The 13,342-nt window shown below is 64.7% G+C and carries 12 protein-coding genes and 1 pseudogene; 3 read left to right on the forward strand and 10 right to left on the reverse strand.

Features of this window, described 5'->3' with window-relative positions; all coding sequences use genetic code 11:
• Positions 1-80: 80 nt before the first annotated feature.
• The 10 genes and pseudogenes from SSPN_RS0104975 to SSPN_RS0105010 all read right to left on the reverse strand — a co-directional run bounded on the left by SSPN_RS0104975 (position 81) and on the right by SSPN_RS0105010 (position 8,328).
• On the reverse strand, positions 81-1,256 hold the full coding sequence (locus SSPN_RS0104975; protein ID WP_010692690.1) for an acyl-CoA dehydrogenase family protein: 1,176 nt from the start codon (positions 1,254-1,256) through the stop codon (positions 81-83).
• Positions 1,253-2,194, reverse strand: coding sequence for a phosphate acyltransferase (locus SSPN_RS0104980; RefSeq protein WP_044572579.1), 942 nt, complete (start codon positions 2,192-2,194; stop codon positions 1,253-1,255). The genes SSPN_RS0104975 and SSPN_RS0104980 overlap by 4 nt, the downstream gene beginning before the upstream one ends.
• Positions 2,191-2,955, reverse strand: a complete 765-nt coding sequence (locus SSPN_RS0104985) for an enoyl-CoA hydratase/isomerase family protein (protein ID WP_010692692.1) — start codon at positions 2,953-2,955, stop codon at positions 2,191-2,193. Before SSPN_RS0104985 ends, SSPN_RS0104980 begins: the two co-directional genes overlap by 4 nt.
• The gene (locus tag SSPN_RS0104990; RefSeq protein ID WP_010692693.1) at positions 2,948-4,324 is read right to left on the reverse strand and encodes an acyclic terpene utilization AtuA family protein; all 1,377 of its coding nucleotides are present in this window, start codon (positions 4,322-4,324) and stop codon (positions 2,948-2,950) included. The genes SSPN_RS0104985 and SSPN_RS0104990 overlap by 8 nt, the downstream gene beginning before the upstream one ends.
• Positions 4,321-4,719 (reverse strand): AtuA-related protein, encoded by a 399-nt coding sequence (locus SSPN_RS0104995; RefSeq protein WP_010692694.1) that lies wholly within the window; start codon positions 4,717-4,719, stop codon positions 4,321-4,323. Before SSPN_RS0104995 ends, SSPN_RS0104990 begins: the two co-directional genes overlap by 4 nt.
• A gap of 32 nt (positions 4,720-4,751) precedes the next feature.
• On the reverse strand, positions 4,752-5,006 hold the full coding sequence (locus SSPN_RS50415) for a hypothetical protein (protein WP_237710456.1): 255 nt from the start codon (positions 5,004-5,006) through the stop codon (positions 4,752-4,754).
• A 12-nt stretch (positions 5,007-5,018) separates the two neighbouring features.
• Positions 5,019-5,135 (reverse strand): annotated as a pseudogene (locus SSPN_RS62475) (zinc ribbon domain-containing protein); the annotation flags it as partial.
• A complete protein-coding gene (locus tag SSPN_RS0105000; protein ID WP_010692695.1) occupies positions 5,132-6,316 on the reverse strand; it encodes a thiolase family protein in 1,185 nt (394 codons plus the stop codon). The pseudogene SSPN_RS62475 and the gene SSPN_RS0105000, both read right to left, overlap by 4 nt.
• Complete coding sequence (locus SSPN_RS0105005; RefSeq protein WP_010692696.1) at positions 6,313-7,164, reverse strand: cyclase family protein; 852 nt, start codon at positions 7,162-7,164, stop codon at positions 6,313-6,315. The genes SSPN_RS0105000 and SSPN_RS0105005 overlap by 4 nt, the downstream gene beginning before the upstream one ends.
• 24 nt (positions 7,165-7,188) lie before the next feature.
• Positions 7,189-8,328, reverse strand: a complete 1,140-nt coding sequence (locus SSPN_RS0105010; RefSeq protein WP_010692697.1) for an acetyl-CoA hydrolase/transferase C-terminal domain-containing protein — start codon at positions 8,326-8,328, stop codon at positions 7,189-7,191.
• Between the two features lie 228 nt (positions 8,329-8,556).
• On the opposite strand from SSPN_RS0105010, the gene SSPN_RS0105015 reads away from it, so the two are divergent.
• The 3 genes from SSPN_RS0105015 (at position 8,557) to SSPN_RS0105025 (ending at position 13,220) form a co-directional block, all read left to right on the forward strand.
• Positions 8,557-9,732, forward strand: coding sequence for a phenylacetate--CoA ligase family protein (locus SSPN_RS0105015; protein WP_203218558.1), 1,176 nt, complete (start codon positions 8,557-8,559; stop codon positions 9,730-9,732).
• 37 nt (positions 9,733-9,769) lie between these two features.
• On the forward strand, positions 9,770-11,653 hold the full coding sequence (locus tag SSPN_RS0105020; RefSeq protein ID WP_010692699.1) for an AMP-binding protein: 1,884 nt from the start codon (positions 9,770-9,772) through the stop codon (positions 11,651-11,653).
• Between the two features lie 232 nt (positions 11,654-11,885).
• Complete coding sequence (locus SSPN_RS0105025) at positions 11,886-13,220, forward strand: MFS transporter (RefSeq protein WP_029534981.1); 1,335 nt, start codon at positions 11,886-11,888, stop codon at positions 13,218-13,220.
• The last annotated feature ends 122 nt before the right edge of the window (positions 13,221-13,342 follow it).

The raw sequence follows: 13,342 nt of genomic DNA on the forward strand, positions 1-13,342 counted from the left end.
CACGGACGGTTCCGCGGATATTTCGGACAGAAATGAGCCGGCCTTGCCGACTCTTGGCGACCGAGCTCACTTCCGGCGGGTCAGTACGACCGCGGCAGGCCCAGTTCCTGCTCGGCCACGAAGTTGAGGATCATCTCCTCCGGAATGGGAGCGATCCGGGTCAAGCGCACTTCGCGAAAAAGACGCTCCACTGTGTACTCGCTGGCGTAGCCGTAGCCGCCATGTGTCTGAACTGCCCTGTCGGCGGCGAAAAAGCCAGCCCGGCCGGCGAGGAACTTGGCCGTGTTGGCCTGAAGCCCGCACGGTTGGCGGGTGTCGTATCGGCGGGCGGCGTCGAGCATGACGTGGTTCGCAGCCAGGAGCTGCATGTAGGCGTCGGCCAGCGGGTGCGCGATGCCCTGGCGTTGACCGATCGGCTGCCCGAAGGTCACGCGCTCGCCGGCATAGCGGCTGGCGCGCTCGACCGCGGCAATACCGATTCCGATCGCCTCGGCCGCGACGAGTACGCGTTCGGGGTTGAGACCGTCCAGCAGGGCGTGGAATCCACGTCCTTCCTCGCCGACGAGGTTCTTCGAGGGAACGGGAAGCCCGTCGAAGGCCACCTCGTAGCTGGCGACCGCGTTTCGGCCCATCTTCTTGATGGGGGAGGCCTCGACGTACTCGCGGTCGAGGTCGACGACGAACAGCGACAGTCCGTCGATCGGTCGTTTCGTCTCCTCGGTAGGCCGGGTGCGAGCGAGCACCAGGGCGGCGTCGGAAAAGCCAGCCTTGGTCATCCACACCTTCCTGCCGGTGATGCGCCAGTCGTTGCCGTCGCGCACTGCACGGGTGGACACCTGTCCGGTGTCGATTCCCGCGTTCGGCTCGGTGACGCCGAATGCGATGTGGATTTCGCCCACCGCGACCTGGGGTAGGTAGCGCTGCTTCAGTTCCTCAGTTCCGTGCATGACGAGAGGGTGGAACCCGAACATCGACAGATGTATCCCGGAGCAGCCGTTGAGACCGGCACCGCTGGCGGCGACGGTTTGGAGCGCGAGTGCGGCGTCTTCCAGACTACCGCCGCCCCCGCCATACTCCTCCGGAATCAGCATCCCGACGATGCCCATTCCGGCCATCGTCTTGAAGAACTCCTCGGGAAAGCAGTGCTCCTCCTCGTGCCTGCTCCAGTAGGCGTCGTCGAAGTGAGAGCAGGCATCCGCGACCGTGCGCAGGAACATCTTCTGGTCGTCGGTGAGTGAGTCGTTCCAGTGCTTCATTCTCTGTCACATCCGTTCGGGCTGGTCGCGGCCGACCGTGTCAGGTGGCTGGCGAGGTAGAAGCTGTGGCGGCGGGTGGCGACCGTGTCGCCACGGCTGGGCAGCGCGACCGGCACGCCTGCACCGAGCACGACGCCCATAGCGGGGGCGTGATGGCCGACCAGCGCCTTCGCCAAGAGGTTGCCGGAATTGAGGTCAGGTGCCAGCAGGATGTCCGCCTGTCCCGCAACTTCGCCGGCGAGGTTCTTGTTCACCGCCGATTCCGGGAACAGCGCGGCGTCCAGCGGCATAGGGCCGTCGACATCGACCGCGCCGAGCTTCCCACGTTCGGCCATGAGACGTAGTTCCGCCGCATCGAGGGTTGCAGGGATGCGGGTACTCACCTTCTCGATGGCGCTTAGGACGGCCAGTCGAGGTCGCGCGGACGACAGGACCGAGTACAACTGGAGGGCGTTCTCCACGATCGCTGCCTTCGTCGCGAGGTCTGGCTCGATGTTGACCCCCGCGTCGGTCAGGAGAACCGTCCGGCCACCAAACTGTTCCAGCTGCATGACGTATATGTGTGACGCGCACGCCGACCTTCCGGGCAGGCGTTGGCGAAGGAGGCCACCGAGCAGGTCCGCCGTGGGAATTGATCCTTTGACGACGAACTCCGCATCCCCCGTGCGGATCAGATCCACAGCGCGATCCACCGCGGTGTCCGAATCTCCAGAGTCATGGATCCGGACAGCGGACACGTCGACTTCCGCCTCGGCTAGCAGGTTCTTGATACGGGCTCGGTCACCGGTGAGATCTAGTACCGCACCTTCGGCCACGACCTGGGCGACTGCCGCAATGGCCTCCACCGAGTGCGGGGCTACGACAACGCACCGAGCCAAGGGGCGTGCGGTGAGCCCGGCGATGATCGATTCGAAGGGAGGCAACCCAGGCTCACTCATCGCGTCCTCGCCACGAATTCCGACACGCCGTCGTGGAACGACGGCTGGGCGAACACCAGCGCACGCATGACGCTTCCCATCAGCAGGCCCTCGTCATACGAGGAGGTCTGCGCACTGCGGACGGTGGCCTTGCCGAGGGTGAGAGCGTGGCGCGGGCGCGAACCCATCCTTTTGACGAACTCGGCCACCTCGTCCTCGAATTCATCGTCGACGAAGACTTCAGTGACCAGGCCGAGCCTTCTGGCCTCGGTCGCGTCGATCTGAGTCCCGGTGGCGGAGAGCGCGAGAGTGGCCCGCGCGCCGATGGCGCGCACGAGTGGTGGGACGATCACCATCGGAAACGCACCGATGTTGATCTCAGGGCAGCCGAATTTGGCGGAGTGGGGTGCCAGCACGAGATCGCAAGCGGCCGCCAGACCGCAGCCGCCCCCGAGCGCCTTCCCCTCCACTACGGCCAGCACGAGACCGGGCACGCTCTCCAGTACCTGGAACAGGACGCGGAAGGACTCGGTAGCCTCATATTCGGACATGGCGTCGGTAGTCAGACTCGCGTGGAACTGCGCCAGATCGCCACCGGCGCTGAAGAAGCCACCTTCCCCGCGCAATACCACCACCGATGCCGCATGCACCTCACTCGTGCGCAGTGCCGTGGTCAACGCGTCGATCATGGCGTCGCTCAACGGATTGCGTCGCGCGGAGTCCCGGAGCATCACGTTCGCAACGTTGCCTTCGACCGTGACATCGACAAGCCCGTCACTCATCGGAGGTCACCGCCTCGACGCGGACCAGATCGTCCATCAACTCGCGCGGCACAAGTGAGGTCCACTCGCGCAGCACCTGGCTGACAACCGAACCTCCGCGCAGTCCGCCCACGAACGGGTAGGAGTTGATCGCCAGCGGAGGCAGCAGCTTGGCGAACGCCCGTGCTGGAGCCTCCGTCTCGGTGTGCACCGCGATCCGCAGGACGACCTCGTTGATATCGCGCGCGGCTGGGACGGCGGCGACGCCGCCCAGAAGCGAGTTGACGCCGATGTACTCCACGTGCAGGTCGGTGACCGGGATCTGCTCGATCTCCAGCTGCTTGCGGACGATGTCCGCCGCACGTGCTGCTTTCTCCAGAGCGTATGGGGCGGAGAAGGGCAACGAGATCGACGCCACGTAACCATCCGGGATCCCGGCGATGAGCTTCAGCGTCTCCGGCGCCGGCGCACCCTTGACGCCGGTTACCTGGACACGATCTGGCCCGATATCGGTCAGCTCCACCGAGGAGAAATCCGCGGTGACGTCCGGGGTGAGGTAACGCGCTGGATCATGAATCTCGTAGTACAGCTGCTCTTTGAGAGTGTCACGGCTGATCCGGCCGCCGGTGCCCTCGGGTTTGGTGATCACGACGTCCCGGCCGGTCACTTCGGCCACCGGGTAACCGATGTCCTCCAACCGCTCGACGTTCCACCAGTCACCGCTGAAGTTTCCACCTGCGCCCTGGCCGCAGCATTCGAGCAGGTGCCCCACGAGGATCCCCCGGGCGACGTCGTCGCAGACCGCCGGGTTCACGTCTCCGGTGTGGATGAGCGGAGCGAGAAACAGGGCCGTGTCGGTGACCCGACCGGTCACCACGGCATCCGGGTTCTCGGCCAGAGCCTGGAGCAGCGGGTCGGCGCCAAGGTAGACGTTGGCGAACAGGGGCTTCGTAGGCATGTCGGCGAATGCGTGACCGGTGTCCAGGTCACGCAGATCGACCCCGTCGGCGTGCCAATCGCCGAGGCGCTCCAGAACGTCGTCGCCGCTGACCGCCATCACCTTCGCGCCGGTGTGGCCACGCTTCGCGCATTCCCGGGCCACCGCCCGCGCGGCTGCCAGTGGGTTGAGGCCACCACCATTTGACAGCAAGGCCGCACCTCGGTCGGCGGCCAAGGGATGCAGGTCGGCGAACATGGCCGGCAGGTCCTTGGCGTAGCCAAGTTCCGGGTTCTTGGCACGGTCCTTCGCAAGGATGGCCAGTGTCAGCTCCGCAAGTGCGTCGAAGGCCATGTAGTCGACCTCTGTGGTTTCCAGCGCACGCCGGGCGGGGCGGGCGCTGTCGCCGTAGAACGCCTGGCCCGCGGCAAGGACGGTCGTACGCGTCGTCATCGGCGTGTCTCCTTCGGTCCGTAGTAAGTCGGCGAGGTCCGTGCGAGATCGTCTGGTACGCCGGTGATCGGCATGAGCAGGAGGGCCGCGGCCATCGACTTGCCGAGGTTGTCGCCCCGCAGGCTGCGTGAACCACCACCGCCGAGAGCCTCGTGGAGAACGAACTTCACCCCCCAGACATTGGGGAGCAGGTAGCGGTCCACCTTGCCTGACGCCAGTGGGGCCATGTGAGCGGCGACTCGCTCGACCGTGAGCCTGGGTTCCACGACGGCGTACAGCTCGGCCGTTGGAAGAAAGACCGTGATGTCGCAGACATCGTTCTTGTCGCCCGAGCGTGCCTGCGCCAGCCGGTGCAGGGGAATTCCGGAGTCAACGCCTGTGTTGAAAGCTGCCATGTCTGGAACTGTACGAAGCATCAGGTCAACCGTCAACGGGTGTGTTGACAAAAGGTGATTGTTCGTCCGGCAGCGGTATCGGTCACCTCGAACGCCACTTCTTCACCTATAGCCGGAATCCGGGCACATTCTGCGGCGAGCATCGGAATCCGTGCGTCCGGCGCTCCCATCGGAGTGATCAGCGCCGCCACATACGGCGTCCGGAGGCCCTCGACGGTGTCGACGGCCTGGACCACCTCGGTCCAGGTATGGACGTGTCCCACATTTCCGACCTCCAGCCAGATCACGTCTGACCCCCCGCACCGGCGGCACACCGGCCGCGGGTACCAATTCCATGTGGCGCAACGTGTGCAGCGAGGTAACCGGACGACACCGTCGTGCAGACCTTCGACCCATTCGCGCAACGCATCGCTCATTCCCGGTTCTCCTGTCGTTCGAGGACGAGCGAGGTGTACTGACGCCCCGGGCCAGCGCCGACGAAAGCCAGTGCCGCGTCGCTCACCTGCCGCTGCCCAGCCTCATGGCGGATCTGCTCCACCGCCTCGACCAGGTGATTGGCTCCGAGGAGGTAACCGTGAGCGAGCAGGCCTCCGTGGGTGTTCACCGGATGTCGCCCGCCTACCTCCAACGCCCTGTCCGCGACATGACCGAGCGCTTGCCCCGGTTGGCAGAACCCAGCGCTTTCCAGCTGAAGCACCGTCGCAGGGGTGAAGCAGTCGTATAACTCGACCACGTCGATATCTTGTGGTTTTAGACCGGCTTTGGTGAACGTACGGTCGCTCGCATCCCGGGCAGCAGCCAGTTCGGGCAGCCCGCTTTGGCTGTAGAACGAGGCATCGTCGTACTCGTCCTGAGCCCACGCCCAGGCGCGCACTGCGGCGAGACCACCGCGGGCGGAGACCGCCGCCGCGTTGGATACGACGACCGCGGCCGCGCCGTCGCTGAGCAGGCAGCAATCGGCGCGCCGCAACGGCGTCGCGATCCAGGGGCTCCCGTCGTAGTCCGCTCTAGTCAGCGGCTTGGTCTGCTGGGCCGTTGGATGGAGCCGACCGTTGGCGCGAGCGGCCATCGCGACGGCGGAGAGAAGGTCAGTGACCTCGTCGTCTCGCAGGCCGTAGGTGTAGGCATACCGGCGGATCGCGGTCGCGAAGTACAGCGGGGGACCGGCGAACCCGGCAGGCCGCTCGATCGCCGACTTCGCGTCCATCGCCGCGTGGTAGTCGTTTGCACCCGATCGCCGGCTACCCCAGTCGACCCCGAAGAAGGACACCACGTGATCGGCAACCCCGGCCTCCACCACGGCCGCAGCCACCCCGACGGCTTGCAGGATGCCCGCGCCGGTCGGGCTCGAGGTAGCGGTCATCGCGAGTCCGCTCATCCCGGTGGCGGCGGCCACGTCGGCCACTTTCGCCATGCCAGGCGTGATCGACGCTTCGGTGACCACTCCGCCCACCCGCGCCGCATCGATGTCTGCGTCCCGCAGCGCAGCGCAGACCGCCTCGGCGATCATGTCGAGCGCGGTGCGGCCGGACTGCCGGAGGGGCGCTACCGACCCGATTCCCGAGATGACGGCTGTGCGTGACCTCGCGCCGCTCACAGCACGGCCACCGGTGCCACTGGGCTGCCCACGCCACCAACGATCGGCAGTGGTGACACGACTAGAAGGAACTCGTGCCGCCCCGATTCGGCGAGTTTCTCCAAATCGAGCAACTCCATGAAATGCACTCCTCGATCGCGCATCAACGCGATATGCAGGGGAACTTGAACCTCGTCGACTCCGGACGGAAATGGCTCCACCGCAATGTTGTCCGCGCCGACTAGGCTCACGCCCTGTTCGTCGAGCCATTCGGCGCATTCGGCACCGAGGCCGGGCCACGTGTCGGTGCTGGCGTGGCCCTCGCGCCAGCGGCGCAACCAGCCGGAACGGATCAGCAACGCGTCGCCGGAACGCAGTGTGATCCCAACCGAGTTGAGCGCCACGGTCAGCTCGTCGATTCCGAAGACATCGCTGCCGGAGTTCGCGAAATCGAGGAAGACCCCACGCGTGACAATCGGGCCGGTCTTCTCGATGCCGCACCTACGGGCGCCGCGGCTGGTCACCTCGTTCGCAGAGAAGCCGTTCCACATCAGACCGTCCTGCCACACGTGCGACAGCGCGTCGAGATGCGTCGTGCCGTGGCAGGCCACAAACAGGTAATCGTCGCTGAAGCCGAAACCGCCCGTCTCGGCCTTCCCCGCAGCGTAATCTCCCCCGTCGCGAACCATCATGTGCAAGGGTGGCGTGCGCATGCCTGCAAATGGAACGGACTTCTCCGAGATCGGAATCGCCAGCGTTAGGGCGTTACCGTCTCGGACCGTCGCCACACCCCGCAACGTCGCCTCAGCGTCGATGCGGTTGAGTGCTCCCCGTTCGTCTTCCTGGCCCCATGTTCCCCAGGAATTCATGACAGTTTTCTCCGATCTGTTGACTCAGAAGATCTCGCGCAGCGGGCGTTCCCAGCCGGCGCTATTGCCTTCACGACGGACCACGCCACGCTCGGTGACCACCGCAGTCACGAACCGGCCGGGAACCGAGACAGCCTCCACCGTCGCGCGCAAGGTCAAAGCGCCATCGCGATCCCTGGACGGAAGAGCCACGACACATTGGCCACAGCGACTTAGCGCTGCGCCCCGGGCGAGATCTGGAGCTCCGCCCAAACCGGAGACCAGCCTTGCGCCGGCCGTCTCGGAGTTAACGTTGCCCTCGGTGTCTACGTTCAGGGCACCCAGCACGGTGAACAGCCGGTCGTGCCGGCCCAGCCAAGCCGGATCATGGATCACAGTGGACGGAGAGAGCCGCACCCGTGGGTGTGTGGCGGCCCAGGCGACAAGGTCGCTGTCGCCCACCACTGACATGGCCTGGATCAAGGCATCGGGCAGGAGTGCACCGGCCGCATCGAGCCGCCTGGCCGCGTCGGTGAGCGCGCCCGTGACCAGAGTCAAGTCGTCTCTCTCCGCAAGGATCTCCGCCAATGCCTCGGCGACCCTGCCGACGCCAAGCGCCAGGTGCGCGCGGTCCGGTAGCAGTCCAGCGACATAGCCGGCTATCGCCGCGCTCACCGGATCGGGTTGGCCTGATAGTGCGGCGAACGACGTGGCGGGTCCCGGCTGGACGCGGACGATGTCGTCGGTGCGCTCCGTCCAGGCACTGCCGGCCACAACTGGCGCGGTGGGGTGCTCTTCGATCACCACTCGGCGCGCCCGGTTCACAGCCAGCTGCAAGTAGCCGTCGATCGCCACGAGATGACGTCGCCCGGCCTCGTCCTGCGCTCCGGTCGCGACCACCACGCCGTCCAGGTCGAGTCCACCGTCGAGCAGCAGACCGCAGATTTCGCGGTATGACAGACGCTCGTACGCCACCTCGCCCACAGCCCGCAGCCCCCGGCCAGGCACGAAGGAGGCGAACGACACGTGTGGAGATTCCACGACGGACCGAGGCAGAGGGGTGCGCCGCACACCCAAAAGCAGCCGCACCGGATCATCCGCGGTCGGCGGCCACCGGTGTAGGTAGCGCTCGATTCCAGCGGTCGGCTCCACTGCGCCCTCGGCGCACAGCACGACGCGTGTCATGACTGCTACCCCGTTCCGACGAGGGACGTTCTTGTCGAAGCCCAAGGTAGAGCGGCTAACAAACCGCCGTCAACAGGTGTGTTGAAGAGTTTTCAACAAGAGTGTTGACTGTCGTTTTGTGAGGTGCCTAACATGCACGCGACGGTTCACATCGCAACGGGGCGGCCGTGTCCACGGCGCCACCAGCCAGGAGGTTTCGCGGATATGGCTCACTCGAATGAGGACACCATGTGCAGGGCCGTGGAGATGGCGCGGCTCGCCCTCACCACATCCGCATACGCCTCGGAGTGGCACCGTTCCGCGGCAGAGGTGACGGCACAGACCTGGGAAACGATCCCGTTCCTGGACAAGGAGCGCCTGATCGCCTCGGTCACCGATGAGGATCCCTTCGGTGGTCGCCTTTCGGTCTCTTGCTCGGAGCTGGCGTGGATCTTCGCGGCCCCCGGCCCGGTCTACATGCCCTACACGGCCGGAGACATGGACCGAGTCGCAGCCGCATACGGCGCGGCACTCGGTTCATGCGGCCTGGGAGACGAGGACATCGTCGACCAGACGCTGCTCTACAACTGGGTGATCGCAGCCAGCATGGTCGACCGTGGCCTGCGCTCGCTGGGCTGTGCCGTGGTTCCCGGCGGCCCAGGAGGTACCGAACAGCACGCCGACCACATCCGCCGCTCTGGAATCACGGGGATCGTGGCTATGCCCTCGTTTCTCGAGCACCTGCTGGAAGTCCTGGGCGACCGGCCGCATCGGCTGAGGAAAGCGGTCATCATGGGCGAGCTACGGGACGCCGACGCTAAGACCCGAATCGAGGAGCGTTACGGCGTGTGGGCGCGCGAGTTCTACGGAGTCGGCGATGTCGGTGCCGTGGCCTACGAATGTGCACTGGGCCAGGGCATGCACCTGCGTCGAGATCTGCTGATTGAGTTCGTCGACCCAGCCACCGGAGGCATCAAGGAGCCGGCAAAGGGCGACCCGGCGGAGATCGTGGTCACCGATTTCGCTCGTAGGGCGATGCCGATCATCCGGCTGCGAAGCGGCGACCTGATCGATGAGCTGATCACGGACCCGTGCGCCTGCGGCAATCCGGCTCCCCGCATCCCGCGGATCATCGGACGTGCCAACGACATCACGAAGGTACGTGGCATGTTCATTATCCCGCAGCTTGTCACACGGACGCTGGGCCAGTTCGGTATCGAAGACGAACACTGCATCGTCATCGACCGCACCGAAGGACGCGACCTCATCGAGGTCCTCATCGTGGGGGCTCATCGCGGCAACGTCCCGGTGGTCGCCGCTGCGGTGTCCGACGCCCTGCGGATCCGCTGCGACGTCCGCTTCGTCGACTCACTGCCATCCGGTTCCGGGCTTCTTCGCGACCGCAGAGCCTTCCAAAACCAATGATTCCAGTGTCCACATCAGACGAAAGGGCAGCTCAATCATGACTGTGCCGAGCGAGTCGGCGACGCCGACGCTCCTGGCCCCGTTCGCTCATCCCGGCGACGATGCGAACGTGCAGACGGTGCCGCAGTTTGTGCGCCGGAACGCGCAACGGTGGCCGGAGCGCACAGCATTCCGGACCCGAACAGCAACCGAATGGGCAACGCTGAGCTGGTCGCAAGTCGATGAGATGATGACAGAACTCGCGGCAGGGTTGCTCGACCTCGGATTCGGCGACGCACGATGCGCCTACGTCCTTGGCAGCAATGAGCCCGAGTTCTTCGTCTCCGAATACGCGGTGCAAGCCATTGGCGCGACCTCATTTCCACTGTTCGAGCAGATGACGGTCGAGGAAATGCGCAACACGCTGGATGAGTACCAAGCGCCGGTCGCCTTCGCGGGCTCAGCCGATCTAACCCGGCGGCTGCTCCAGGTCGCCGACGAGATCGGCTTGCGCACCGTCGTGCAATGGTGCTCCGATCCCGTCCCGGACGATCGAGTCGTGACGTTCGCCGAGCTGCGCCAACGGGGACGTGCATACCGCTCGCGGTCGGACCGGGAAGTCAAAGACCGGATCGACCGCTGTACCCTGGACGATATCGCTTGCATCATTCTGACATCGGGAACGACCGGCAAATCCAAGGGCGTGCTCGGGTCGTACCGCTACGTGCTCGACATCGCCTACCGGTACAAAACCCTCTACCAGGCTGATCCTTTCGATAGCTACCTGAGTTATCTGCCGGCCGCGTTCTCGGTCGAGCAGTACTGCGGAATGGCCCTTGCCGCAGCGTTGCCGCTTAACGTCGCCTGCGCCGAGTCCCCCGCCACAGCCGAACGCGACTTCGTTTCCGCGGAAGCGCGGTTCCGATTCCTCGGGCCGCGACAGTGGGAGGAGATCCGGGCCCGAGTGCCGGCGGAGCTCCTTGAGAATTCGGTCCGTTTGCGCGAGCAAGCCGTTGAAGTGCGCGAAGAGCTGGGACTGGGCAACGTTAAGGCTGGCATCAGTGCCGGCGGCTCGCTCAGCCCCGAGGTTTTCGAGTTCTTCAGCGACATCGGACTAAACATTCGCAGCGTCTACGGCTTCGCTGAAGTCGGCATCGTGACCGGTACCCGGGACGGCGATGGCTTCGACAACGTCGGACATCCACTCCCTTCGCCCTATGGCAATGAACCCATCGCCCTGCGGGTGGGGCCACTCGACGAGGTCGAAATCTCTGGTGGTGTAACGTGTTCCGGATACTGGGACGATCTTCATTCCCTTTCCCTAACCGCGGATGGCTGGATCCGCAGCGGTGACGCAGGCGAGTGGGACGGGCAGGTCCTGCGCATCTACGACCGGGTTGACAACATCAAGCGGTTGCCCGATGGCACCCGCTTCGCTCCACAACCCATCGAGATCAACGCCCTGCGCAGCCCTTACATCAGCAACATCGTACTGATCGGCGGACATGGCAACGATCCGCGCATCGGTGCGCTGGTCCAGCTGAACGCGTCGGCGGTGGCCTCCCACCTTGATCCCGACCATGCCGTTTCAGCCGACCACGCCGTGCTGGCCAAGGAATCGGCTGTCATTCGGCTCCTTACTGACGAGCTGCATCGGCTCGCGGATCACGAGACGGAGACCCAGAACATCGCCCTGCTGGCCTTGATGCCGAAGGAATTGTCCTCTGAGGACGGGGAGCTGACGCGCAGCATGAAACTGCGCCGCGCAGAGGTTCTGCGACGCTATGCGCAGCTAATCGATACGATGTACAACTCGCCCGACGACCTCGTTTCGTTCGACCTTGATGCGGGTGGCGGCGAACGAGGGGTCCGCCAGAGCTACGAAACGCGCATCGCCAGGATTCCAGAGACAAGTAAACCGGATTCTATTTCTACCTGTTAGGGCGAGAAGCTGGCCCCCGATTCCACGCTCGGTCGCCTTTTGTCGTTCTCTTACCGGCATAGCGGCGAGTCTTGTTTCGCCGCAGGAATAACTTGCCGACAGGATCTCCGCTCGCAGCGCAGTGGCCGATTCTCGATGAATAGGTCAAGTAGTTTCTTCGCAACGCACCGTATCCGTTCGGAAACATCGGTCGGCCGATGGTTTCGAGTGCCACCAATGCCCCGGAGAGGTCATGAATACAACCCCGAATCTCGATAGTTCCCCTCATTCCCAAGTCGACAGCGACACCGGAAGCGGCAGCTCGCTGCGACAGGTCGTGGGGTCGGCGACAGCTGGCACCTTCGTGGAGTACTACGATTTCGCGATCTACGGGGCTATGGCCCCGATCATCGCCAAGACATTTTTCCCCAATGTCGCCCCGGCCATCGCCTTGCTGAGCACCTTTGCGGTGTTCGCACTCGCCTTCGTCGCGCGACCGCTCGGAGGGCTCGTCTGGGGGCCAGTCGGCGACCGTATCGGACGAAGGCGCACACTTTCCTTAATCATTGTTACCATTTCGGTTGCAACGGTGCTCATTGGGCTGACACCCGACTACCGCACGATCGGTATCGCGGCACCGATCCTGCTCGTGGTGCTTCGACTCGCGCAGGGGCTGTCCGCGGGCGGCGAGATCGCTGGAGCAGCGATCTTCATCGCCGAACACGCTCCCAACAAGCGCCGTGGATTCCTCGTTAGCTGGCTGCAGGTCGCCACGACCGGCGCCCTCCTGTCAGGCGTCTTCGTTTCCGCGGCTGTGTCCAGCCTGCTGTCCGAGCAAGAGATGAATTCGTGGGGATGGCGGATTCCGTTCCTGCTCGCCGGGCCCATCGGCGTTGTAGGCCTGTACATCAGGTTGAAGGTGGACGAGACGCCGAGCTTCGAGGAGGTCAAACGAAAGGGGAGAGAAGCTCGCAACCCGTTGGTCACCGCCATGCGCGGTGCCGGCAACCTCAAGGAGATGGGTTTCGCAGCTGCTTACTACATGCCGGTCCTTGTCAGCTTCTATTTGCTGCTGACGTTCATGCCGACCTACCTTAAAAGCGAGATGAAGTTCGACACTGCGACCTCTCTATCCATTATCGCGGTTGCCGGAGTCATCCAGCTGATCAGTGTTCCGATCTTCGGGAAGCTTTCCGACCTGATCGGACGGCGGATGCTGCTCCGCTTCACCACAGGCGCGTTCATCCTGCTGACTTACCCGGCGTTCGTCCTTCTCAACAGCGGCGAGCTGGCATTGGCGATCGGCGGCCTGACCTTGCTCGCCATCCCCACGGCCGCAGCGCAAGCGAACAACCTCACGCCTGCCCTCGAGCGATTCCACACCAACGTCCGGTTCACCGCGTCGGCGGCCACGTTAGGTCTCCTCGCCGCGCTGTTCGGTGGTACCGCGCCCTACGTCTCCACCTACCTGACCACAGCGACCGGAAGTCCTCTAGCGCCCGGGTTCTACCTGATGATCACGATCCTTCCCTCCTTGATCGCTTCCTTCTACGTGTCCGAGACCGCCAAGAAGCCGCTGCTCGATTAGTGCTTGTTGGCCGCGCACCGCTTGAAACCCGTGGCCTCGATCGAGCTATGACCAGTGGGTTCACTAGATCGGTGAACCCACTGGTCGCGCTTCTGCCGGGGGTGCGGTGGCATCCGAAGTGA

The sequence above is a fragment of the Saccharopolyspora spinosa NRRL 18395 genome, assembly GCF_000194155.1.
GTDB lineage: Bacteria > Actinomycetota > Actinomycetes > Mycobacteriales > Pseudonocardiaceae > Saccharopolyspora > Saccharopolyspora spinosa.

Bases quoted from the DNA above. Each gene is read 5' to 3' on its own strand.
- SSPN_RS0104975 (WP_010692690.1), bottom strand. From the start codon at position 1,256: ATGAAGCACTGGAACGACTCACTCACCGACGACCAGAAGATGTTCCTG.
- SSPN_RS0104980 (WP_044572579.1), bottom strand. From the start codon at position 2,194: ATGAGTGAGCCTGGGTTGCCTCCCTTCGAATCGATCATCGCCGGGCTC.
- SSPN_RS0104985 (WP_010692692.1), bottom strand. From the start codon at position 2,955: ATGAGTGACGGGCTTGTCGATGTCACGGTCGAAGGCAACGTTGCGAAC.
- SSPN_RS0104990 (WP_010692693.1), bottom strand. From the start codon at position 4,324: ATGACGACGCGTACGACCGTCCTTGCCGCGGGCCAGGCGTTCTACGGC.
- SSPN_RS0104995 (WP_010692694.1), bottom strand. From the start codon at position 4,719: ATGGCAGCTTTCAACACAGGCGTTGACTCCGGAATTCCCCTGCACCGG.
- SSPN_RS0105005 (WP_010692696.1), bottom strand. From the start codon at position 7,164: ATGAATTCCTGGGGAACATGGGGCCAGGAAGACGAACGGGGAGCACTC.
- SSPN_RS0105010 (WP_010692697.1), bottom strand. From the start codon at position 8,328: ATGACACGCGTCGTGCTGTGCGCCGAGGGCGCAGTGGAGCCGACCGCT.
- SSPN_RS0105015 (WP_203218558.1), top strand. From the start codon at position 8,557: ATGTGCAGGGCCGTGGAGATGGCGCGGCTCGCCCTCACCACATCCGCA.
- SSPN_RS0105020 (WP_010692699.1), top strand. From the start codon at position 9,770: ATGACTGTGCCGAGCGAGTCGGCGACGCCGACGCTCCTGGCCCCGTTC.
- SSPN_RS0105025 (WP_029534981.1), top strand. From the start codon at position 11,886: ATGAATACAACCCCGAATCTCGATAGTTCCCCTCATTCCCAAGTCGAC.